This is a genomic window from Klebsiella sp. KPN54798 (genome assembly GCF_021184225.1).
GTDB lineage: Bacteria > Pseudomonadota > Gammaproteobacteria > Enterobacterales > Enterobacteriaceae > Klebsiella > Klebsiella pneumoniae.
Map to the genome: position 1 here is coordinate 2,323,835 of NZ_CP089234.1, position 23,347 is coordinate 2,347,181.

Annotated in this window: 21 protein-coding genes and 1 CRISPR repeat array; of the genes, 20 read left to right on the top strand and 1 reads right to left on the bottom strand. The window is 57.1% G+C overall.

Annotated features, from left to right (window positions below; translation table 11 throughout):
* The first annotated feature begins 776 nt into the window (after positions 1 to 776).
* The 10 genes from cas3 to LPQ25_RS11165 all read left to right on the top strand — a co-directional run bounded on the left by cas3 (position 777) and on the right by LPQ25_RS11165 (position 13,195).
* Positions 777 to 3,392, top strand: coding sequence for a CRISPR-associated helicase Cas3' (cas3, locus tag LPQ25_RS11120; protein WP_015874888.1), 2,616 nt, complete (start codon positions 777 to 779; stop codon positions 3,390 to 3,392).
* A gap of 3 nt (positions 3,393 to 3,395) precedes the next feature.
* Entirely contained in the window at positions 3,396 to 4,919 is a 1,524-nt protein-coding gene (gene casA, locus LPQ25_RS11125) for a type I-E CRISPR-associated protein Cse1/CasA (protein WP_004180298.1), read from the top strand.
* A gap of 11 nt (positions 4,920 to 4,930) precedes the next feature.
* On the top strand, positions 4,931 to 5,497 hold the full coding sequence (casB, locus tag LPQ25_RS11130) for a type I-E CRISPR-associated protein Cse2/CasB (protein WP_004180297.1): 567 nt from the start codon (positions 4,931 to 4,933) through the stop codon (positions 5,495 to 5,497).
* The gene (gene cas6e, locus LPQ25_RS11135; RefSeq protein WP_014907437.1) at positions 5,490 to 6,137 is read left to right on the top strand and encodes a type I-E CRISPR-associated protein Cas6/Cse3/CasE; all 648 of its coding nucleotides are present in this window, start codon (positions 5,490 to 5,492) and stop codon (positions 6,135 to 6,137) included. The genes casB and cas6e overlap by 8 nt, the downstream gene beginning before the upstream one ends.
* Before the next feature lie 29 nt (positions 6,138 to 6,166).
* Complete coding sequence (cas7e, locus tag LPQ25_RS11140) at positions 6,167 to 7,201, top strand: type I-E CRISPR-associated protein Cas7/Cse4/CasC (protein ID WP_004180294.1); 1,035 nt, start codon at positions 6,167 to 6,169, stop codon at positions 7,199 to 7,201.
* Between the two features lie 12 nt (positions 7,202 to 7,213).
* Positions 7,214 to 7,930, top strand: a complete 717-nt coding sequence (cas5e, locus tag LPQ25_RS11145; RefSeq protein ID WP_023317605.1) for a type I-E CRISPR-associated protein Cas5/CasD — start codon at positions 7,214 to 7,216, stop codon at positions 7,928 to 7,930.
* Positions 7,930 to 8,805: a type I-E CRISPR-associated endonuclease Cas1e gene (cas1e, locus tag LPQ25_RS11150; protein WP_014907439.1), complete on the top strand. Its 876-nt coding sequence runs from the start codon at positions 7,930 to 7,932 to the stop codon at positions 8,803 to 8,805. Before cas5e ends, cas1e begins: the two co-directional genes overlap by 1 nt.
* Positions 8,783 to 9,070, top strand: a complete 288-nt coding sequence (cas2e, locus tag LPQ25_RS11155) for a type I-E CRISPR-associated endoribonuclease Cas2e (protein WP_004180288.1) — start codon at positions 8,783 to 8,785, stop codon at positions 9,068 to 9,070. The genes cas1e and cas2e overlap by 23 nt, the downstream gene beginning before the upstream one ends.
* A 529-nt stretch (positions 9,071 to 9,599) precedes the next feature.
* A CRISPR array of direct repeats spans positions 9,600 to 11,147; the repeat unit is 28 nt; unit sequence GTCTTCCCCACGCACGTGGGGGTGTTTC.
* A gap of 238 nt (positions 11,148 to 11,385) precedes the next feature.
* A complete protein-coding gene (locus LPQ25_RS11160; RefSeq protein ID WP_015874885.1) occupies positions 11,386 to 12,501 on the top strand; it encodes a DUF6883 domain-containing protein in 1,116 nt (371 codons plus the stop codon).
* 10 nt (positions 12,502 to 12,511) lie between these two features.
* Positions 12,512 to 13,195: a YrhA family protein gene (locus LPQ25_RS11165; RefSeq protein ID WP_004891304.1), complete on the top strand. Its 684-nt coding sequence runs from the start codon at positions 12,512 to 12,514 to the stop codon at positions 13,193 to 13,195.
* Between the two features lie 60 nt (positions 13,196 to 13,255).
* On the opposite strand, the gene LPQ25_RS11170 is transcribed toward LPQ25_RS11165, so the two are convergent.
* A complete protein-coding gene (locus LPQ25_RS11170; protein ID WP_014907441.1) occupies positions 13,256 to 13,627 on the bottom strand; it encodes a VOC family protein in 372 nt (123 codons plus the stop codon).
* Positions 13,628 to 14,128: 501 nt separating this feature from the next.
* Between LPQ25_RS11170 and LPQ25_RS11175 the strand changes: the two genes are divergently transcribed.
* From LPQ25_RS11175 to LPQ25_RS11220, 10 genes are all read left to right on the top strand, one after another.
* Positions 14,129 to 14,884 carry a gluconate 2-dehydrogenase subunit 3 family protein gene (locus LPQ25_RS11175; RefSeq protein ID WP_014907442.1) on the top strand — a complete coding sequence of 252 codons (756 nt, stop codon included), beginning with the start codon at positions 14,129 to 14,131 and terminating at the stop codon, positions 14,882 to 14,884.
* A gap of 2 nt (positions 14,885 to 14,886) precedes the next feature.
* The gene (locus tag LPQ25_RS11180) at positions 14,887 to 16,671 is read left to right on the top strand and encodes a GMC family oxidoreductase (RefSeq protein WP_002908285.1); all 1,785 of its coding nucleotides are present in this window, start codon (positions 14,887 to 14,889) and stop codon (positions 16,669 to 16,671) included.
* Between the two features lie 10 nt (positions 16,672 to 16,681).
* Positions 16,682 to 18,022: a c-type cytochrome gene (locus tag LPQ25_RS11185; protein WP_004217197.1), complete on the top strand. Its 1,341-nt coding sequence runs from the start codon at positions 16,682 to 16,684 to the stop codon at positions 18,020 to 18,022.
* 83 nt (positions 18,023 to 18,105) lie between these two features.
* Positions 18,106 to 18,729 (top strand): cytochrome c biogenesis heme-transporting ATPase CcmA, encoded by a 624-nt coding sequence (ccmA, locus tag LPQ25_RS11190; RefSeq protein ID WP_014907444.1) that lies wholly within the window; start codon positions 18,106 to 18,108, stop codon positions 18,727 to 18,729.
* Positions 18,726 to 19,385, top strand: coding sequence for a heme exporter protein CcmB (gene ccmB, locus LPQ25_RS11195; protein WP_014907445.1), 660 nt, complete (start codon positions 18,726 to 18,728; stop codon positions 19,383 to 19,385). Before ccmA ends, ccmB begins: the two co-directional genes overlap by 4 nt.
* A 49-nt stretch (positions 19,386 to 19,434) precedes the next feature.
* Positions 19,435 to 20,172, top strand: a complete 738-nt coding sequence (locus LPQ25_RS11200; RefSeq protein WP_002908223.1) for a heme ABC transporter permease — start codon at positions 19,435 to 19,437, stop codon at positions 20,170 to 20,172.
* Positions 20,169 to 20,399, top strand: coding sequence for a heme exporter protein CcmD (ccmD, locus tag LPQ25_RS11205; RefSeq protein WP_004175730.1), 231 nt, complete (start codon positions 20,169 to 20,171; stop codon positions 20,397 to 20,399). The genes LPQ25_RS11200 and ccmD overlap by 4 nt, the downstream gene beginning before the upstream one ends.
* On the top strand, positions 20,383 to 20,841 hold the full coding sequence (gene ccmE / locus LPQ25_RS11210) for a cytochrome c maturation protein CcmE (protein ID WP_004143391.1): 459 nt from the start codon (positions 20,383 to 20,385) through the stop codon (positions 20,839 to 20,841). Before ccmD ends, ccmE begins: the two co-directional genes overlap by 17 nt.
* Complete coding sequence (locus tag LPQ25_RS11215; protein WP_014907446.1) at positions 20,838 to 22,790, top strand: heme lyase CcmF/NrfE family subunit; 1,953 nt, start codon at positions 20,838 to 20,840, stop codon at positions 22,788 to 22,790. The genes ccmE and LPQ25_RS11215 overlap by 4 nt, the downstream gene beginning before the upstream one ends.
* Positions 22,787 to 23,341, top strand: a complete 555-nt coding sequence (locus tag LPQ25_RS11220; RefSeq protein WP_004189556.1) for a DsbE family thiol:disulfide interchange protein — start codon at positions 22,787 to 22,789, stop codon at positions 23,339 to 23,341. Before LPQ25_RS11215 ends, LPQ25_RS11220 begins: the two co-directional genes overlap by 4 nt.
* The last annotated feature ends 6 nt before the right edge of the window (positions 23,342 to 23,347 follow it).

Below are 23,347 nucleotides of genomic sequence, written 5' to 3' on the forward strand. Positions count from 1 at the left end.
GTCATCAGCGCCTTGTTCCAGCGGCGACCACCGTCTTCCCCACACGCGTGGGGGTGTTTCTATCGTGCAGAGTCACAACCTGACGGGATTATCGTCTTCCCCACACGCGTGGGGGTGTTTCTCGTGCATGGTGAGGATTCTACAGTCGCACCATGTCTTCCCCACACGCGTGGGGGTGTTTCTACCTCCCGGCGTCCGCGCCAGGGCGATCACGTGTCTTCCCCACACGCGTGGGGTGTTTCCCTGCAGCTGGCCGTCGAGCTGACGGATGCCGGGTCTTCCCCACATGTGTGGGGGTGTTTCTTCATCACGTGTGAGCGGATTTGGCTCTATCCTGTCTTCCCCACATGCGTGGAGGTGTTTTCGCCTTTCAAGTGACGACAAGTCACGTCTGTGCGCATTTCTCAGATGAAAGGGGATTCCTGACGTAGAGGCATCAATGCCGTGACATAGTTATCCTTAATGTACATCAATGTCTTCGAAATTTCGTTTGGCCAGCACAGTCTCATATGTTTTTTGTATGATTTTACTTATAAATATTCGTGAACTATGTTTGTCCTATACTTTCTTTAGGGGCATCTAAATCATTCGAGTTTATTACTCGTCTGGAGATATTGTTCTTCATATTAATTATTTATAGCTTTTTATAATATTATTTTTGGCTTTTATCTTTAATTCAGTGTGTTGTGGACATTTTTGATTTTATAAAAAGTTATTTATAAGTTTCCCGGTTTTTAGTATTAATAAAGGGCACATGTTTTTTAAGGAAAAATTCCATGAGGCGCTTGATCAGGGTTTCGCTACAAAATCAACATGCCATCGCGGCGATAAGTTTTGAAAACTGTCCAGCGAAAACCCGGATGTTGAGTGATGGTCGCGTGGTGCAGGGACGCTCGGTATTGAGCCATTGTCAGATTGTCGGGGAGATTGCTCGGGCGCTTATAGCGTTGTATCCCGAACCGATGCGAAGTCGACTCTTTCCAGCGGGAAGTGAAATGGCAGCGGCTGGCCACGATATCGGAAAGGTCAGTCCGACTTTTGCCGCCAAAATTTTTGCGGCATGTGACGTTAATGATCACCGTCTTGCTGGGTTATCGGCGGTGAACCCCGGACTCGAAACACTCTGGGGAGGACATGCAGGCGTCAGTCAGGCGACAGCGGAAAGTTTACATGCTCCGCGCTATGTTCCTGAGATCCTCGGTCAGCATCATGGTTTTAATCCAGGGCTCAACGGCAGGCGTGGCGACGCTGAAGTATTCGGCGGGCCGCTCTGGTTTGATGAGCGTAAAAAACTCGTGGATAAGCTGAAAGCGGAATTCTCCGCAGATTGGCCGACATTTGATTCAGCCGCTCAGGCTCGCGTGGTCGCCGGGTTGACCTCGGTAGCTGACTGGATTGGATCCGGTGAGTTTTTTGAAAATCCTGAGCAAGCGTGGCAGCCTGTCATAACCGCAGCCCTTAATAACGCCGGCTTTATTAAACCCGTTATCCGTCAGGGACTATCCTTTGCGGACGTCTTTTTTCCTGACGATCCACCGAAGAAACCACGCGAAGCGCAATCGCGCTTTATTGACCAGGTTGTGGGGCCTGGTCTCTATATTCTCGAAGCGCAAATGGGAATGGGGAAAACCGAAGCCGCGTTATACGCGGCTTATCAAATGTTGGTCCAGGAAAAAGCAACCGGCATTTATTTTGCGCTACCCACCCAGCTAACCTCGAACAAAATATACGATCGCTTTAATGCGTTTTTGCATCAGATTGTCAGTACTGAAACCCCGCAACATGCCTTACTTTTGCATTCCGGCGCCTGGTTGATGGATACCGAGATGGGGGAGGAAGGAAGCCCTGGTGGTGCGTGGTTTAACCACCGTAAACGCGGCTTATTAGCGCCGTTTGCCGTCGGTACCATCGATCAGGCGTTGATGGCGGTGATGAATGTTAAGCATGGTTTTGTCAGAGCGTATGGGCTCGCAGGCAAGGTTGTGATCCTTGATGAAGTTCATACTTACGATTTATACACTGGCACGATTCTTAATGCGTTAGTCGAATTCCTCCGTCAAATCGACTGTACAGTGATTATTCTTAGCGCCACGCTGAGTCAGACGCGTCGCGACGCATTACTGCAGCAAAGCACAACCAGTGAGGCATACCCGCTGATTACCGCGGCGCCATCAGCGGAACGGGAGCGCGGTCTGGTCGAGATTGGCGTTCCCGTCACCGAGAATACCACCGTCATCCTCCATTCTTGTCGTAAAGATGAGTCCGCGCGGGAAGAGGCGCTGCGGCGCGCAGAGCTCGGGCAGCAGGTTTTATGGATTGAGAACACCATTGCCGAAGCGCAACAAACATATCTGGACTTGGCCAGCCGGGCGGTCGAGGCGGGATGTGAAACAGGACTCTTACATTCCCGTTTTACGCCCCAGCACCGCAACCGGCATGAGCAACGCTGGGTCGCGCTTTACGGCCGGGCGGGTTGGCCCCAACGTAAACAGTGCGGACGCATTTTAGTCGGGACCCAGGTTCTGGAACAATCCCTCGATATAGATGCTGATTTCCTCGTCAGCCGTTTTGCGCCAACCGATATGTTGCTGCAACGTCTTGGTCGGCTGTGGCGACATACCGATACGCCCCGCCATGCCAGCGCGAAGGCGGAATGCTGGCTATTGTCCCCCTCGCTGGAGAGTGCTTTAGCCAACCCGGGTTCTGCATTCGGCATGAGCGCGATGGTCTATTCGCCCTATGTGTTATGCCGCAGTCTGGAGGTCTGGCAAGCGATCCCGTCCCTCTCATTGCCAGGGGATATTCGCCCCCTGATCGATCAAACCTATACCGAGCGCGCTGAAGAGGGGACATGGGCCACCCTATTGCATGAGCTGAAGAATGGCAGCCGCTTTCGTTCAGGAGAACAGGCGCTGCAGTCGCTGGCGAAGCTCACGTTATCTACCGGCGGGAAAACGCTGCCTGAGCATAAAGCGGAGACTCGCTATAGCGATCGTGACACCCATGACCTGTTGCTGCTGCGTGGTCTGCGTACGCAAGACGGCATCACGTATATGCGCCTGCTAGATGGTGCTGAATTAACCCTTCCGCATGGGCGCCATCGTTTAAGCCGGGCGCAGTGGCGACAGCTGGCGGTGGTGCTTAATCAGCAGCTGGTGCGAGTTAGCCCGGCTTTTTGTCCGCCCACAATAGCTAAAAGTGAGCTGGAAAAATTACACCTGCAGGAGGTGTTCTATCTTGGTCGCCCCGAAGATGACGAGGCGTTACTGCGGGTTGCGATTGTCAGCCCGGCGGGTGAGTTGAAGACACTGGATGGCCGGCCCGCAGGCGATAAATACACTCTCGAATATAGTGAATATCTTGGCTTCCGGGCCATTTCCAAAAAGGAATAAACCATGGAGAACCGCTTCAATTTGATTGATGAACCCTGGATTGCGGTCGTGGATGTGGGGTTGGTCAGTTTAACCGATATTTTCAGCCAGCCGGAATTACGCGCTTTAGGTGGGAATCCGGTAGAAAAAATCGCGCTCACTAAATTGCTACTCGCCATCGCCCAGGCAGCAGCGACGCCGACAGATGATAGCGACTGGCAGCAGATGGGCTGGCAGGGAATGGCCCATTGCTGCCTGCAGTACCTTGCTAAATGGCATGACCGTTTTTATCTGTATGGCGAAAAGCCGTTCTTACAGATGCCCGCTATTCAGGCCGCGGAATGTAAGTCATTGGGAGTATTATCACCGGAGGTGAGTACCGGCAATACCACCGTTTTGACCGAAAGTCAGCAACAGCAGCAATTAACTGATGCAGACAAAGCGCTAGCTATTGTTATGCAAATGGGCTTTGGGCTCGGAGGCAAGAAAACCGATAACTCTGTGGTATTAACGCCGGGCTATCGGGGTAAACAAAACGACAAGGGAAAGCCGGGCAGTGGAAAGGCCGGGGTTTCTGTCGGGCATATGGGATTGTTACATTCGTTCTGGCAGGGGAATTCAATCGTACAGAGCATTTGGCTCAATTTGTTTACCGCTGAGGATATTACGCAGCTGGCGATGTATCCCACGCTGGGGACTGCTCCCTGGGAGCGAATGCCGACAGGGGAAGATGATGACATTGCGCGCTCGTTGAAAGCGTCGTTGCTGGGCCGCTTGATCTCGATGGGTAAATTTTGTCTGTTAGCTGAGGACGGCATTCACTATAGCGATGGAATAAGCCATGCCGGTTATCTGGAGGGCAAAACCGACCCCTCGGTGTCCGTCGATTTTTCAGGAAAGAAACCAAAGGCGTTATGGGTTAATCCGGGTAAACGCCCCTGGCGCGAACTGACGTCGTTATTGCAGTTTATTGAGCAAGATAGCCCCCGGGGATATGAAACCCGTCAGCTTAGCCTTCCTCTGAAGCGGATAACCCATCATGCGGAGCAGTTTGCGCTATGGTCAGGCGGCTTAAGGGTGAGTAGTAATGCGGGGGAACAGTACGCTTCAGGGACCGATGATTATGTTCAGTCAGAAATATGGTTGTCATCAGATTTAATCAATCACACATTTTTAGAGTATTTAAAATATGAAATGACGCAGCTTGATGCTGTGCAAAAACAGCTTTGGGGTGCAGTTGTACGTTATTTTCGCCAGCTATCAGATATTGATAAATCAGCGACAGGGAAGGCTCAACCCTTTGTGGCAAAGCAGGCCGAAAAAGCGACGACGATATTCTGGCAACTTTGTGAACGTCAGGCTCAGACCCTAATTAATGCTTGCTTGAATTCCGGTGAAGACCATACCGCGCGTCTTCAGTTACGAAAAATTTTTGCCAGGTACGCCGGGCAGGTTTTTGATCAGCTCTGTCCCGCCGACAGTGCCCGTCAATTAGATGCCTGGGCGCTGGCCCGGCCTAATTTTTCCCAATATCTCACCCTCGATTAAGGAGGATCATCATGGATCAGGTTCCTGCAGACGTTACCGCCGAAAGCGCCGGTAACGAATCGCCTGCCAAACGATTTGTCGGTTACGTGATTGAGCGTATCGCGAAAGACAATGGCTTTGCCGCCCGCCTTAAACGAGCGGATAACCCGGCGACCGAGTATCAGAGCTGGGAAATCCTGGCGGGGTTTGGCATTGACCTGGAAAAAGAGTGGCAACGCCTGCCGTACTGCGTCATTGGCGCCGCGCTGGCAAAGGCGAAACCGGCCAGCAATGGCACAATCACTCTGGGGGCCGCCATTGCCGGTTGTTATCCCGAAGGCAATCAGTCTGAACAGGCGAAAGCTCGCCTGCGACGGCTGTTGGCCTGTACTTCGACCAGCGAAGCGTGCCGTATTTTGCGCCCGTTGTTGGCATTAATGGCCAGCCGCAGTGTGACGCCGGATTTCGCAGGGCTACTCAACGAACTGCAGTGGTTCTCCGGCAGCAGTCGCGAACGGATCCGCGCCCGCTGGGCGCAGGAATTCTATCGTCGTGCCGGTGAGGCTGCCGGGAGTGAGGCGAGGAATTCACATGACTGACCTCTTTGCGAGTGCTTTACATCTCGATCGCGCTGCGGTGAAAGCGCTGAAAATAAGCGATGCCTACTCCCTACACCGGGTGGTGTACAGCCTGTTTGCTGACGCGCGTACAGACCGGGAGAAGTGCAGCCATATTTCGAGCGGGATCGCCTATGCCGACCAGGGCGGGGATTTTCATGGCCGCAAAATATTGATCGTCTCTGACAGACTTCCGGCTGCAAAGGTTGATGGCCTGTACGGTGAGGTCATCAGTAAATCGATTCCGGCCGCCTTTCTCTCCCATTCGCGTTATCGCTTTCAGGTACAAGTGAATCCGGTACGGAAAGATAAGCAAACGGGTAAACGCGTCGCGGTGAAAGGCCGGGCCGATATTGCGCAGTGGTTTATTCAGCGAGCCGCCAGCCGCTGGGGCTTTGACGTTGACCTTCCTGGCTTGCAGGTTGAGGCGATGGAAGTGCTGCAGTTTAAAGATAAAGGCGGCCGCCAGGTAACGCTTGGCAAGGCGACGGTGCAGGGGCTGCTCACCGTCACCGACCGACAGAAGTTCCAGCATAGTTTTCATCATGGCATTGGTAAAGGGCGAGCCTTTGGCTGCGGCCTGCTGCAGATTGTGCCCGTTGTTGATGCGCTTTTTTCCTGATGGTTTAACAATTTATTAAGGATAATCTTATGACTACCCCGTTCAGAAACACCCGTATTGAGTTTCATATTCTGCAGTCTTTCCCGGTGACCTGCCTTAACCGCGATGACGTGGGCGCCCCCAAGTCCGCCATCGTTGGCGGTGTGTCGCGCGCCAGAGTGTCATCGCAGTGCTGGAAGCGCCAGGTGCGTCTGGCGCTGCCTGATTTTGGTATTCGTCTCGGGGTGCGTAGTAAAAAAACTGCCTCACTGCTGGCCAACGCCTGTCGCGCACTGGGAGCGAGCGAAGAACAGGCCACCGGATGCGGTGAAGCGATGGCCGCTTTTTTCTCCGATGATACCCTGCTGTTTCTCAGCGAGGCTGAGGCCGCCGCATTTGCCGCTTATGCGCAGGGAAAAGATTTTGACGCCGCCAGCCTGAAAGACAAAGAGCTGGTCAAAGTCGCCAAAAAGGTGGTTAACAATACCCTGGATGCCCTGGATATTGCGCTTTTCGGGCGCATGGTGGCCAAAGCGGCGGATATGAACGTTGAGGCGGCGGCATCGTTCGCGCATGCCATTTCCACCCATAAAGTGAGTAATGAGATCGAGTTTTTTACCGCCGTGGATGACTGTAAAACGGAGGATGAAAGCGGTTCGGCACATATGGGCAGCCTGGAGTTTAATTCGGCGACCTACTATCGCTATGTCAGCTTGGATCTCGGGCAACTGGCGCAGACGTTGGGTGAGGACGCCGATATGAAAACCGCCGTCGCCGCTTTTGTTAAGGCACTCTATGTCGCCGTCCCCTCAGCCCGACAGACAACGCAGTCCGGGGCCTGCCCGTGGGAATATGCCCGCGTGTTACTGCGTAAAGGTCAGGGTCTGCAGGCTTCATTCGAGCAGCCAGTTAAGAGTCAGGGTGAAGGCTTCTTATCTCCCAGTAAAGCGGCGCTCAAAAACTGGTTGCATACAAAAGAAAAACTCTCTGGCTCCTTGTTCGGCAAACAAGGCGATTATGAGTGGGGTGAGGACCTCGACTACAGCATTGACCGCCTGATCGCTGACTTACAGTCACATCTGTAATGGACGGTGGAGATGAGACAAACTACGCAATATATGCTGCTGTGGCTTGAAGGGCCGCTGCAGTCCTGGGGGGGCGATTCAAAGTTCGGTGTGCGCGATACGCTGAATTTCCCGACTCGCTCGGGCATTCTGGGGCTGATTTGCTGTGCACGAGGCGCCGCGGGGCCAGAGGTCGAGTGGCTGGCGGAGATGAATAACCTGCCGATGGAGGTTCGCGCCTACGCCCGAACCGACAAGGAGGGCCAGCCGCTCCTGCGCGAGCCGACATTGTGCGATTTCCAGATGGTTGGCAGCGGATATGACGACAGCGATCCGTGGCAAAGTCTGCTGATCCCTAAAACATCCGATGGAAAGAAAGCCGTAGGGGGTGGAACGAAAATGACCTACCGCCACTATCTCCAGGATGCCGTATTCGCCGTGGTAATGGGACTTGGCAGCCAGCAAGCCGAGTCGTTACCAGAGGCGCTACAAAATCCGGTATGGGATTTATATCTCGGTCGTAAAAGCTGCGTGCCCAGCGAGCTGATCTATCAGGGCATCTATGACAGCGCAGAAGCGGCATGGCAGCAGGCCAGGACATTAGCTGAGAGTAAGCGGCGCACGCTGAGTTACAAGGTCATTGAAGGGGAAGGGGATGGCGATGTCATCACGCTTAATGATGTCCCGGTGCAGTTCGGCCGGCATAAGCGTTACCGGGATCGTCAGGTGACCGTGCTGGAGTGCGGCTAATGGCCCAGGGGGAGAGGCTGTTTGTCAAAGTTACCCGCGAACTCCTGCCTCAGGTAAAAGATAAATATCCTTTTCTCTATCTTGAGCGCGGGCGGCTGGAAATTGATGACAGCAGTGTGAAATGGGTGGATGCGGATGGCAACGTGGTGCCTCTCCCAGTGGCGACCATCAACACGCTGCTGCTTGGCCCCGGGACAACTGTGACTCATGAGGCGATCAAAACCGCAACTGCGGCTAACTGTGCGGTGTGCTGGGTGGGCGAGGATAGCCTGCTGTTTTATGCCGCCGGTTTTTTGCCTACTGCAGATACCCGCAATCTTAAAGCGCAGATGGCGCTGGCCTGCGATGCATCGTCTACCCTCAAGGTTGCCCGGGCGATGTTTGCTAAACGCTTTCCGGATGCCGATCTGGAGGGTAAAAGTTTAAACAGCATGATGGGCATGGAGGGGAGTCGGGTTCGCGCGTTGTATCAGCAGAAAGCGCAGGAGTATGGCGTCGGCTGGAAAGGGCGTCAGTTTACACCAGGCAAGTTTGAACTGAGTGACCTGACAAACCAGGTACTGACCTCCACCAACGCCGCCCTGTATGGCATTTTATGCTCGGTTGTGCATGCGATGGGCTACTCGCCGCATATCGGCTTTATCCATTCAGGTAGCCCTTTACCGTTTGTCTATGATCTGGCCGACCTTTACAAAGAACGGCTCTGTATTGATTTGGCATTTTCACTCTCGAGGGAAATGGCGGGCCGCTACGATAAACACAAAGTCTCTGAGGCATTCAGAAAGCGAGTGATAGCCCTGGATTTGCTCAACCTGATTGCGGCCGATATCAATGAGCTGATGGGAGGGAAAGGTGCTCGTCGTACTGGCAAATGATCTGCCGCCAGCGGTGCGTGGACGAATGAAGCTGTGGTTTGTCGAACCACGGCCAAATGTTTTTGTCTCAGGCGTCAAAGATTCGGTCGCGCAAACCGTTGTTGATTACCTGTTGCAGTACACGCCTGTGGAATCAGGCCTGATGCTGTTTCGCAGTATTCCTCAACCGCCTGGTTATGAAATTCGCTACAAGGGTGAGGTCAGAAAGCCGATTATTGATCTCAGTGGGTTACAGCTGATTATTGAAACCCTAAAACTGTCGTAATACGTGGATATTGTGGTTAAACTCTCGCTCTTTCACAATATGTTGGTGTCTTCCCCACGCACGTGGGGGTGTTTCTCCTGCGCGTTTGATGTGACTGATTGTTTCTGGGTCTTCCCCACGCACGTGGGGGTGTTTCCCGTATACATGTCATCAAACCCCCGACAGATGTGTCTTCCCCACGCACGTGGGGTGTTTCCTGTGAACGCACGGCCAATAATCGCAGAGAGATGTCTTCCCCACGCACGTGGGGTGTTTCTTAATGTCAATGCACTGTCCGGCATAGGCGGATGTCTTCCCCACGCACGTGGGGGTGTTTCTCATGTCCAGCGCCTCACGTTGGCTTGGGGTGAGTCTTCCCCACGCACGTGGGGTGTTTCCAATTCTTCCGGCAAGGCTTTTCTTGCTCATTCGTCTTCCCCACGCACGTGGGGTGTTTCTGGGTATGATTCCGGGAACGAATTTCATGAATGGTCTTCCCACGCACGTGGGGTGTTTCCTCCTCAATATCCCTGATTATTGTCCTGGTTGGGTCTTCCCCACGCACGTGGGGGTGTTTCCTGAGTACAATGACGCCATGTACGCCTACACCAGTCTTCCCCACGCACGTGGGGGTGTTTCTTAGCCCCATGCAGAAGACAATGGCCCCTCCTGGTCTTCCCCACGCACGTGGGGGTGTTTCTGGTTTGCGCGAGTGCAGATTGTTCAGTACAATGTCTTCCCCACGCACGTGGGGTGTTTCTATTTCAATTTCGGCTCAAAAGGATGCTGTGAGGTCTTCCCCACGCACGTGGGGGTGTTTCCAAGGTATGTCCATTCAGTCTTATCGCCGATGGGTCTTCCCCACGCACGTGGGGTGTTTCCGGAAAGGTTATCAGCAACAAAGACCTTAGCGGGTCTTCCCCACGCACGTGGGGGTGTTTCTATTAATGCTTACGTTTCGTGGTTTGAGGATGAGTCTTCCCCACGCACGTGGGGTGTTTCCGTCGTGAATTACGGCAATACGCTGGACCGCAAGTCTTCCCCACGCACGTGGGGTGTTTCCAGTACCGCCAGCAGCGCCTTGATGCCATGTGGGTCTTCCCCACGCACGTGGGGGTGTTTCTTAACTATGCAGCGTAACCGTGCTTTCGTCTCAGTCTTCCCCACGCACGTGGGGGTGTTTCCTGCAAAAGCAAAATGTTGCTCTGTCAGGTGCAGTCTTCCCACGCACGTGGGGGTGTTTCTATCAATCTCTGAAATCATTTTGTCTATTTTGTGTCTTCCCCACGCACGTGGGGGTGTTTCCGCGACGACCTCGTCATCCTCCCCGCTGCGGCTGTCTTCCCCACGCACGTGGGGGTGTTTCTACACCCAGCTCTTTGACGCAAAGGCTCAGGAGGTCTTCCCCACGCACGTGGGGGTGTTTCTCCTTGGTTCGTTTCTTCTGATGTTTGCAAGGCGTCTTCCCCACGCACGTGGGGGTGTTTCCTGGTTGACGTATGCCGTGATGCTGCTGGTAGGGTCTTCCCCACGCACGTGGGGGTGTTTCCATTCGAGTCAGTAAAAGCGTCTAGTGCTGACGGTCTTCCCCACGCACGTGGGGGTGTTTCCGCTGTATGCCCCCCATCCTTCGCAAGCACTACGTCTTCCCCACGCACGTGGGGGTGTTTCCGATGACAACTTTGCCTACTTCGCTGCGCTGGCGTCTTCCCCACGCACGTGGGGGTGTTTCTTCCTCTTCTTCCTGACAATCAGCGCAGCGCTGGTCTTCCCCACGCACGTGGGGGTGTTTCTGCGGGTGGATGACAATAACGCCTGGCGCGCCGGTCTTCCCCACGCACGTGGGGGTGTTTCTCCAGGCCAGATCTGTTTGGGTTGGTGTCGAAGGTCTTCCCCACGCACGTGGGGGTGTTTCTGAAGGTGAGCGCCAAAAGGAGTGGAAGCATGCGTCTTCCCCACGCACGTGGGGGTGTTTCCGGCTGCGTTATCCGGCAGCACGAACTGGACCTGTCTTCCCCACGCACGTGGGGGTGTTTCTGACCTTAGAGGCTTCACTCAGTGCCACTTTTTGTCTTCCCCACGCACGTGGGGGTGTTTCTTGTGAGGGGTCTACCAGCATTGGCGTACTGGAGTCTTCCCTACACATGTGGGACTTAGCAATAAGCGGAATACTCGTATTAGAATAAATATTTTATAGCCAGCGAAACTTAAAATAATTTTTAGCTAATGAAACTGTCGTTTGGGAGAGGTAGGAATATTTTATTGCGAAAGAGAAGGGAACTGTTTAAAGCAATAACGGCGAATGATTCTTATAAAATGAAGGATAGGGAATTCATATGTTTCGACTTTACCAGTCACATGATTTAATACGCCAATTAAATCCTGAAGACTTTCAATATATTTTGACACCAGCAGGTTCGCTAAGAGAAGCGTGTATAAATTACGACCTCTCCTGTGAGGCGAATGGTCACAGCCTCGCTTTTGGCTTACCGAAGGAAATATACAACTCATCTCCACATAAAAGGCCATATGAACGAAGGCAACGTAGCTATGCAGATCCTATCTATGATGAGGTAGAGCACAGGTTACAAATTGGCTGGCTTGTTGGTGTGGATATCTCCAGGTGTTGGAGCAGTGACAGAAATCCATTTTACATCGACGACAATGGCGATTTAATTTTTACCCCTACCTCTTCGTCATACCATGCGTGGTTTAAGGACGAAATTATGAACGCCTACAGGCACACGATTGCCGATCGCCAAGGAAGGAGGCCAGCTCCCACTCAGCGTATACAACACAATTATAATGGCTCAAGAATCGCACCAGCGTCAAAGACACTAAACAGTAAGACCATTGGCCGACTGCTAGCCGCTGGCGGTATATATAATGGCAACCTTGAAGGATTCCATGAAACAGCGTTGCAACTGGGTGGGGATGCGTCTGCAGGTTACGACCAGATTATGGGCAATAAAGGATTACTCATTGCAGGAGCCTCTTTCGCTGCAGGATTAACAATGGGTAGATTGAATCCTTTAAGTGAGTTAGATGAGTTATCGAGTCTCAGTAAAATACCAGCCTTCGAAAGCCCGTATGTGAAGGGCTTCATCTCTGAGAACGGTACGTTAGTGAATGCTGAATACGCCGTTATCGATCCGAAAAAACTCGCGACGTACGCTTTAGATTCAACACATCCTACAGGCGGTCATAAGGCTCGGGTGTTTGAGTCTGCCCTGGGGTACAACCCAACGAATGCGGATGTCTTAGCAGCACGAATTCAGAAGGGCGTATTATCGGCCCCGGCAACGATTTTGCAGACAAACAACTACGGTCAAACAATGGCTGTAGATATGCCAATTTTAGGCATCAATGGTGAAACGGCGGTCATCCGTACAGGCTGGATGTATGAAACAGATGCGCTCGTTCCTCGCCTGACAACTATTTACGTTAAATAGGGAAATAAACATGAAAAGTGCCGAATTAGACGTTGTGGTTTTAAGTGAGGATTTGCCGAATGAAGGGCTGGTAAAAGGAACGCTTGGTACTATTGTTATGGTTTTTAATTCGCCAACAACTGGCTATCTGGTCGAGTTTTGCGACGAGAAAGGAAAAACAATCGCAATGCCAGTTTTATTCCCCGCCCAGCTAAAGCGCTATTTCACGATTCGTAACCTGAAGTCGCTGATGGTTGAAGGTAATTATCCCGTAGCCGACCCTGTAGACCCAGACGTCATGGCAGATTTAATGCACAAAGTCGCGCCTGTTGAATGGGAGGACAAGAAAAGAAGGGTCTATGAGGATATTCAACGACTATTGATTAGTCGGCCGGACTACGCTGATATGTTCAATATTATGGATGGGGGTGAGTACAATGGCATGACATTGTACAGCCTGGTGCAGGCAGAGAACGGTGAACCTGCATGGTCGAATATCTTTGTTCGAAACTTTGATACGCGTATTAACGAAATCTATGTCGATCCGAACCTCATCGGCAAAGTAGTCATTGGTGAAGAGGGCATGTCCGTGATTGTCTACAGCTTCACAGATGACCGTTTCGAAATCCGCGATAAAGTCTCCTCGGATTATGTCATTGAGTCACATACCCACTTCAACGGACTGTTGTCCGCCCTCATTGAGCCGGTCAGCTGAATCCGACACATCCATACCTTCAGCGTTTCCCACTGACGTGGGAATTTTTTTCCGCTCAGCTTACCCCGCCAGATGGCACACGGCTTCAATATTGTGCCCGTCTGGCGCAATCACAAACGCGGCGTAGTAACTGGCGTGGTAGTTTAGCCGTAGCCCCGGCGCACCGTTGTCCTTTCCTCCGGCGGCCAGCGCTGCCTGCCAGAAGGCATCGACCTGCTCGCGGCTGTCGGCGCGAAAGGCAATGTGCAGCGGCGCCGGTTTTTCCGCACTTTGATAGAGGCATAGTGAAGCATCGCCGCTGCCGGCCAGCTCTGCGCCGTAGCTCGGTTCGCCTTCGCCAACCAACGTTACGCCAAGCGGGGCCAGGGCCTGCAAAAAGAACGCTTTGCTGGCGGCATAGTCGCTAACGCCGAATTTCACATGATCGAACATATCTTCTCTTCTCCTGTGGATGGGATATCGCCAGCTGAAGGCGCTAGCCGGACAATAGATACAAGATAGTTAACAACGGTTATTAACTTTTTTAACAGCTCAAAATGTTTAATTATTCCTAATACGAGTATTTACAGACGTTTAATCTGCCATGTACCATAAACAAAAAATAACATTTGTGATACAAGTCACTCTTTTATGGCGCATGGGTAAGCTCAGCGCGGTGTGAATGCCGCTGGTTTACCGCCTCAAGGTTATGGCAGCACTCTTCTCACGATGACAGACCGGTGAATTTCTCTCCGATTTCCCGCGTTTCGTTGAGAATCGTCTACTATCCAAACGATAACCCTATAAATGATATCGCCTCTGGCGATGTTTTATCCGACTTGCCGGGCCGGGCCAGACGCTAAGCGGTTTAAAAGCGCAATGGTATCGGTTCCAGCACGACATTCACTGGTTTTGTCAGCGACAAAAACAGTAATTTTCAATGACAGGAATGTGATGATGTCGAGCGAGAAAACCAACAATTCCAGGCGTGATTTCCTGGTGAAATCGATGGCGCTGATCCCGACGGTGGTGATCGGCGGCGCGGGAGCAGGGGCTATTGGCGTGGCTACCAGCGCGACCGCGCAGGCGGCCCCCACTTCAGAGCCAGCCTCCGGGAACACCGCGGCGGCCAGCGACTGGAAGCCGCAGTTCTTCAACGATCGTGAGTGGGCGTTTATCAACGCCGCCGTCGCTCGCTTAATCCCGGCGGATGAACTTGGTCCCGGCGCCAAAGAGGCCGGCGTGCCGGAGTTTATCGACCGCCAGCTCAATACCCCTTACGCCACCGGCTCCATCTGGTATATGCAGGGGCCCTTCAATCCCGACGTGCCGAAAGAGATGGGTTATCAGCTACCGCTGGTGCCCAAACAGATCTATAACCTCGGGATCGCCGACGCCGAGGCGTGGTGTCAGGACAAATATCATAAAACCTTCGCTGAACTGAGCAGCGAGCAGCAGGACGAGGCGCTCGGCCTGTGGGAATCGGGTAAAGCCGAGTTCAAACAGCTGCCGGCCTCGCTGTTCTTCACCTATCTGCTGCAAAACACCCGCGAAGGGTTCTTCAGCGACCCGATCCATGGCGGCAATAAAGGCATGGTCGGCTGGACGCTGATTAATTTTCCCGGCGCGCGCGCCGACTTTATGGACTGGGTTGAACGGGGCGAACGCTACCCCTTCCCGCCGGTATCAATTAATGGGGAGAGGGCGTAATCATGGCCACCGTATTGAAAAAAACCGATGTCGCGATCGTCGGCTTCGGCTGGGTTGGGGCGATCATGGCCAAAGAGCTGACCGAAGCGGGGCTCAACGTCGTCGCGCTGGAGCGCGGCCCGATGCGCGACACCTGGCCGGACGGCGCCTACCCGCAGGTGATTGATGAGCTGACCTACAACATCCGCCGCAAGCTGTTCCAGGATCTGTCGAAAAGCACCGTCACCATCCGGCATAACACCAGCCAGCAGGCGGTGCCCTATCGCCAGCTGGCGGCCTTCCTGCCGGGTACCGGCGTGGGCGGCGCCGGGCTGCACTGGTCCGGCGTCCATTTCCGCGTCGATCCCATTGAGCTGCGGATGCGCAGCCACTATGAAGAACGCTACGGCAAAAACTTCATCCCCCAGGATATGATCATCCAGGATTTCGGCGTCACCTACGACGAGCTGGAACCGTTCTTCGATAAAGCGGAAAAAGTATTCGGTACCTCCGGGACCGCCTGGTCGATCAAAGGCAAGGTCGTCGGCAAAGGCCGCGGCGGCAACGCCTTCGCCCCGGACCGCTCGGACGACTTCCCGCTGCCGGCGCAGAAAAACACCTGGTCGGCGCAACTGTTTGAAAAAGCGGCGCTGGAAGTGGGGTATCACCCCTATAACCTGCCGTCGGCCAACACCTCCGACTCCTATACCAACCCCTACGGCGCGCAGATGGGCCCGTGCAACTTCTGCGGTTTCTGCAGCGGCTACGCCTGCTACATGTACTCTAAAGCCTCGCCGAACGTGAACATTCTGCCGGCGCTGCGCCAGGAAAAACGCTTTGAGCTGCGGACCAACGCCAACGTGCTGAAGGTCAACCTGACCGACGACAAATCCCGCGCCACCGGCGTGACCTACGTCGACGGCCAGGGGCGCGAAATGGAACAGCCGGCGGACCTGGTGATTATCGGCGCCTTCCAGTTCCACAACGTGCACCTGATGCTGCTCTCCGGGATCGGCAAACCGTACAATCCGGAGACCGGCGAAGGGGTGGTGGGGCGTAACTTCGCCTACCAGAACATGACCACCATCAAGGCCATTTTCGACAAAGACACCTATACCAATCCGTTTATCGGCGCGGGCGGCAACGGCGTCGGCGTCGACGACTTCAACGCCGACAACTTCGACCACGGCGCGGCGGGCTTTGTCGGCGGTTCGCCGTTCTGGGTCAACCAGGCCGGGACCAAGCCCATCTCCGGTTTCCCGGTACCGCCGGGCACCCCGGCGTGGGGCAGCAAGTGGAAAGCGGCGGTGGCCGACACCTACACCCATCACCTGTCGATGGATGCCCACGGCGCGCACCAGTCCTATCGGCAGAACTACCTCGATCTTGATCCGAACTACAAAAACGTCTTCGGCCAGCCGCTGCTGCGCATGACCTTCGACTGGCAGGAAAACGACATCAAGATGGCGCAGTTTATGTTCGATAAGATGGCGCCGATCGCCAAAGCGATGAAGCCGAAATATATCCTCGGCAGCCCGAAAAACGCCAACAGCCACTTTGATACCACCACCTACCAGACCACCCATATGAACGGTGGGGCGGTGATGGGGGAAGATCCGAAAACCAGCGCCGTGAACCGTTATCTGCAAAGCTGGGACGTGCATAACGTCTTCGTCATCGGCGCCTCCGCGTTCCCGCAGGGGCTGGGCTACAACCCAACCGGCACGGTGGCCGCGCTGGCCTACTGGTCAGCGAAGGCGATCCGTGAGCAGTATCTGAAAAATCCGGGTCCCCTGGTGCAGGCATAAAGGAAGGCAGATGATGAAAATGCAATGGTTATCGGCCCTGGTGCTTGGGGCATTGAGCTGCGCGGCTTTTGCCGAAGAGGCGCCTGCGGACAGCAATCTGATTAAGCAGGGGGAGTATCTGGCGCGGGCGGGGGACTGTGTCGCCTGCCACACCAACGGCAAAGCAGGGAAACCTTTCGCCGGCGGTTTGCCGATGGAGACGCCGATCGGCACCATCTACTCCACCAATATCACGCCGGATAAAGAACACGGCATCGGCGGGTACACCTTCGAAGAGTTCGACGACGCGGTGCGCAAGGGCGTGCGGAAAGACGGTTCCACGCTCTATCCGGCGATGCCGTATCCCTCGTTCGCGCGGATCAGCGAAGCGGACATGCGCGCCATGTACGCCTACTTTATGCACGGCGTGGAGCCGGTGAATGTCGCCAACAAGGACACCGACATCCCATGGCCGCTGTCGATGCGCTGGCCGCTGGCGTTCTGGCGCGGCATCTTCGCCCCGACGCCGAGCGACTTTGTCGCCAACCCGCAGGTTGACCCGGTGCTGGAGCGCGGCCGCTATCTGGTGGAAGGCCTGGGCCACTGCGGCGCCTGTCATACCCCGCGTAGCCTGACGATGCAGGAAAAAGCGCTCAGCGAAAGCGAAGGCGATGATTACCTGGCGGGTAGCAATGCGCCGATTGACGGCTGGGTCGCCTCCAGCCTGCGCGGCGAAAACCGCGACGGTCTGGGGACCTGGAGCGAAGCCGAGCTGGCCGAGTTCCTCAAAACCGGACGCAACGATAAATCGGTGGTCTTCGGCGGCATGAGCGATGTGGTGGAGCACAGTCTGCAGTATCTCTCTGATGACGACATCACCGCCATCGCCCGCTACCTGAAGTCGCTCCCGCCGCGCGGCGGCAAACAGACCCCAGCCCCGGTGGAAGACAGCGTGGCGAAAGATCTGTGGAAGGGTAACGACAGCAAAACCGGCGCCGCGCTGTACGTCGATAACTGCGCCGCCTGCCACCGCACCGACGGCGCGGGCTATAAACGCGCCTTCCCGTCGCTGAAGGGCAACCCGGTGGTACAGACGGAAGATGCCACTTCGCTTATCCACATCGTTCTGACCGGGAGCACCACGCCGGCGGTGAAAGATGCGGTCTCCAACCTGACCATGCCGTCGTTCGGCTGGCGCCTGGACGACCAGCAGGTGGCGGATGTGGTCAATTTCATCCGCACCAGCTGGGGCAACAACGCGCCGGCGGTCAGCGCCAGCGATGTGGCGAAGGTGCGTAAGGAGACCGCGGCGCACGATGAGAAGGCGTTAGGCAACGCCGATATCTCGAAGCTGCCGGGGGCCGGACAGTAACCGTCAGGGTTGCGTCGCCCGCGCGGCGCAACCCATACTTAGCGACGACGTAAAATACTGTCTGAATCAAGGAGTTTGCCTTCATGCTGCATGCAGAGCGACTGACCTGCATCGTTGACGATCGACCGCTGTTTGCGGCGCTGACGCTGTCCCTCGCTGCCGGCGAGCTGCTACAGGTCGCCGGTGATAACGGCGCGGGGAAAACCTCGCTGCTGCGGATCCTCTGCGGCCTGGCGCGCCCGGAAAGCGGGGTGGTGAGCTGGCAGGGCCAGCCGCTGGCGAAGGTCCGGGAGTCATTTCACCGTCAGCTGCTGTGGCTGGGCCATAAACCCGGCGTTAACGCGGCGCTGACCGCCGATGAAAACCTGCGTTTCTTCTTTCCGGCCAGCCGCCTTCAGCAGCGGGAAAGCGCCCTCGCCGCCGTCGGCCTGGCGGGCTATGAAGATCTCCCCTTGAGCCAGCTCTCCGCCGGGCAGCAGCGTCGGGTGGCGCTCACCCGCCTGTGGTTAACCGACGCGCCGCTGTGGATCCTCGATGAGCCGTTCACCGCCCTCGACGCCGCGGCGATGGAAACCCTGACCCGTCGCCTGGAGCAGCACGCCCGGCAGGGGGGATGCGCCATCCTCACCACCCACCAGCCGCTGCGGCCGCTGGGCTGTCCGTTGCGCACCCTGCGCCTCGGCGGCGACGCTGGAGGCGGGCAATGATGCGTGCGCTGTTGGCCCGGGAACTGCGCCTGGCGTGGCGCAGCGGGGCGGAGATCCTCAATCCGCTCTGGTTCTTTCTGATCGTCATCACCCTGTTTCCGTTCGGCGTAGGCGCCGCGCCGCAGCTGCTGGCGCAGATTGCGCCGGGCGTGGTGTGGGTCGCCGCGCTGCTGGCGGCGCTGCTGGTGATGGATCGGTTGTTTCGCGACGACTGGCAGGACGGTTCCCTGGAGCAACTGATGCTCCTGCCGACGCCGCTGGTGGCGGTGGTGCTGGTGAAGGTGGTTGCCCACTGGATGATGAGCGGCCTGCCGCTGCTGATCGTCTCGCCGCTGGCGGCGCTGCTGCTGGGGATGAGTCTGCATGACGCCGGTGTGCTGGCGATGACCTTGCTGCTTGGCACCCCGACGCTCAGTTTTCTCGGCGCGGTGGGGGTTGGCCTGACGGTCGGCCTGAAGCGCGGCGGCGTCCTGCTGAGCCTGCTGGTGCTGCCGCTGGCGGTGCCGCTGCTGATTTTCGCCACCGCGGCCTGCCAGGCGGCCGCCGCCGAGCTCCCGGTTGGCGGCTATCTGGCGATGCTGGCGGCGTTCTTAACCGCCAGCGCCACCCTGTGTCCGTTCGCCACCGCCGCTGCGCTGCGGCTGACCGTGCGATAACTCGCTGCGCCTGCGGGCGCGGCCATCATAACCGTGTGAGTAAGCGTCTATGTGGAAAGCGTTACATCAACTGGCGATCCCCGAGCGGCTGTACCGCCTGTGCGGATGCTGGATCCCCTGGCTGGCGGCGTTGAGCGCGCTGTTGCTGGTCATCGGCCTGGGGTGGGGCTTTGGCTTCGCCCCCGCGGACTATCAGCAGGGGGAAAGCTACCGGATCATGTACCTTCACGTCCCGGCGGCGATGTGGTCGATGGGGCTGTACCTGGCGATGGCCGTCGCGGCCTTCGTCGGGGTGGTCTGGCAGATCAAAATGGCCGATCTGGCGATCGCCGCCCTGGCGCCGGTGGGGGCGGTCTGCACCCTGGTGGCGCTGGTCAGCGGCGCGGCATGGGGCAAGCCGATGTGGGGGACCTGGTGGATCTGGGACGCCCGTCTGACCTCAGAGCTGGTGCTGCTGTTTCTGTATGCCGGGGTCATCGCCCTGTGGCACGCCTTTGACGACCGGCGGCTGGCCGGGCGCGCGGCGGGGATCCTCGTGCTGGTCGGGGTGGTCAATCTGCCCATCATTCATTACTCGGTCTACTGGTGGAACACCCTGCACCAGGGCTCGACCAACCTGCAGCAAACCATCGACCCAAGCATGCGTCTGCCGCTGCGGATCTGCATCTTTGCCTTCCTCACGCTGTCGGTCACCCTGACCCTGATGCGCCTGCGTAACCTGATCCTGCAACTGGAGCGCCGTCGACCGTGGGTGGTGGCGCTGGTGAATAAAGGAGCCGCCCGATGAGCCCCGCCTTTTCGTCTTTCGCCGCCTTCCTGAATATGGGCGGCTATGCCCTGTACGTCTGGCTGGCGGTGGCCGTGACCGTCGCCGCATTTGGCCTGCTGACGGTGCATACCCTGTGGGCGCGGCGGGCGCTGTTCCATGAGGTACGACGCCAGCAGGCGCGCGAGCGGCGGATCGCTGCCGCCCGCGAACATGACAAGGAGGCCGCGGATGCAAGCGCGTCGTAAAACCCGGCTGTATATCGTGCTGGCGGTGCTCGCCGGACTTGGGCTCACCGTCAGCCTGACGCTGTACGCCCTGAGCAGCAATATCGATCTGTTCTACACCCCGGGGGAAATTATCTACGGCAAAACGGAAACCCGGGCGCTGCCCCATACCGGTCAGCGGCTGCGGGTGGGAGGCTACGTTCAGCCGGGCTCCCTGCAGCGCGACCCGCAAACCCTCGACGTGCGCTTTAAGCTGTATGACGCCCGCGGGGTGGTGGACGTCAGCTATAAGGGCATTCTGCCGGACCTGTTTCGTGAAGGGCAGGGCGTGGTGGCCCAGGGCGTACTGGACGGCGAGCGGCATATTACCGCCCAGCAGGTGCTGGCCAAACATGATGAAAATTACACGCCGCCGGAGGTGAAAAACGCCATGACGCCGGAGAAAACGGGGGCGCAGCCATGATGCCGGAACTGGGCAACTTTTTATTGTGTCTGGCGGCGGGGCTGGCGCTGCTCCTGAGCGTCTATCCCCTGTGGGGCGCGGCGCGGCAGGATCGGCGGCTGATGGCCCTGGCACGGCCGCTGGCCTGGGGGCTATTCGCCTGTATCGGCGGCGCCTTCCTGCTGCTGGTGCACGCCTTTGTGGTCAATGACTTTACCGTCCGCTATGTGGCGGAAAACTCCAACAGCGCGCTGCCGGTGTGGTATCGGGTAGCGGCGACCTGGGGGGCGCACGAGGGCTCGCTGCTGCTGTGGGTTCTGCTGCTCAGCGTCTGGACCTTCGCCGTCGCCATCTTCAGCCGCCGGATGCCGCTCGACGCCGTCGCCCGGGTGCTGGCGGTGATGGGGATGATCGCCTTTGGTTTCCTGCTGTTTATCCTCTTCACCTCCAATCCGTTCAGCCGCGGCCTGCCGCAGTACCCCATTGATGGTCGCGACCTCAATCCGCTGCTGCAGGATATCGGCATGATTTTCCATCCGCCGATCCTCTATATGGGTTACGTCGGCTTCTCGGTGGCTTTCGCCTTCGCCATCGCCTCGCTGCTGGCGGGCCGGCTGGATACTGCCTGGGCGCGCTGGTCGCGTCCCTGGACCCAGGCGGCATGGATGTTCCTCACCCTCGGCATCGTGCTGGGCTCGGCGTGGGCATACTACGAACTGGGCTGGGGCGGCTGGTGGTTCTGGGACCCGGTGGAAAACGCCTCGTTTATGCCGTGGCTGGTGGGAACCGCGCTGCTGCACTCCCTGGCGGTGACCGAAAAGCGGGGCAGCTTCCGCGCCTGGACGGTGCTGCTGGCCATCGCCGCCTTCTCCCTGTGCCTGCTGGGCACCTTCCTGGTGCGCTCCGGGGTGCTGGTTTCGGTGCATGCCTTCGCCTCGGATCCGTCGCGCGGGCTGTTTATTCTGGTACTGCTGATTGTCGCCATCGGCGGATCGCTGCTGCTGTACGCCCTGAAGGGCGGCCGGGTGCGGGCGCGGGTGGAACATACGCTTTGGTCGCGCGAGACGTTCCTGCTTGGCAACAATATCTTGCTGATGGCCGCGATGCTGGTGGTGCTCCTCGGGACGCTGCTGCCGCTGGTGCATAAAGAGCTGGGCCTCGGCAGCATCTCCATCGGCGAGCCGTTCTTTAACACCATGTTCACCGCCCTGATGGCGCCGTTTGCGCTGCTGCTGGGGCTGGGGCCGCTGATCCGCTGGCGGCGCGATGACGTCGCCAGGCAGATTAAGCGCCTGATTATCGCTCTGCTGGTGACGTTGTCACTTTCTCTGGCGCTGCCGTGGCTGCTGCAGGACCGTATCACCGCCATGGCGGTCATAGGCCTGATGATGGCCCTGTGGGTGCTGATCTTCGCCCTGATGGAGGTTCACGAACGGGCCACCCATCGCCACGGCTTCTGGCGCGGCCTGCGCACGCTGACCCGCAGCCAGTGGGGGATGGTGCTCGGCCACGTTGGCGTGGCGGTGACCGTTATCGGCATCACCTTCAGCCAGAACTACAGCGTGGAGCGCGATGTACGGATGCGCCCCGGCGACAGCATCGATATCCACCGCTATCACTTTGTGTTTAACGGCGTGCGCAATATCGTCGGCCCCAACTGGACCGGCGGCGAAGGCATTATCGCCGTGACCCGCAACGGCCGCCCGGAAGCGACGCTGTATGCCGAGAAACGCTTTTACACCGCCAGCCGGATGATGATGACCGAGGCGGCGATCAGCGGCGGGCTGACCCGCGATCTGTACGCCGCGCTGGGGGAAGAGCTGAGCGACGGCAGCTGGGCGGTGCGTCTGTACTATAAACCGTTCGTTCGCTGGATCTGGTACGGCGGGGTGCTGATGGCCCTCGGCGGTCTGTGCTGCATGCTCGATCCGCGCTACCGGATGCGTAAGAAGCTGCAGGAGGCCTCATGAACCGGAAGCTACTGTTTATCCCGCTGGTGCTGTTTCTGGCGCTGGCCGCCGCGCTGTTCTGGCAACTGATGCGCAACGCCGAGGGCGATGACCCGACGACCCTCGAGTCGGCGCTGATTGGCAAACCGCTGCCGGAATTTCGCCTTGAAGCGCTGAATACCCCCGGTCAGACGCTGGACCGACGGACGCTGATTGACGGCAAGCCGCTGCTGCTCAACGTCTGGGCCACCTGGTGTCCAACCTGTCGCGCCGAGCATCAGTTTCTCAACGGCCTGGCGCAGCAGGGCGTGCGGGTGGTGGGGATGAACTACAAAGACGATCGCCAGAAGGCGATGAGCTGGCTGCAGCGCCTGGGTAATCCCTACAGGCTGAGCCTCTACGACGGCAACGGCATGCTTGGCCTGGATCTCGGGGTCTATGGCGCGCCGGAGACGTTTCTCATCGACGGTCAGGGCATTATCCGCTGGCGGCACGCCGGCGACCTGAACGAACGGGTGTGGCGCGAGGAGCTCCAGCCGCTGTGGGATCAATACAACCGGAGGGCGGGCTGATGAGAC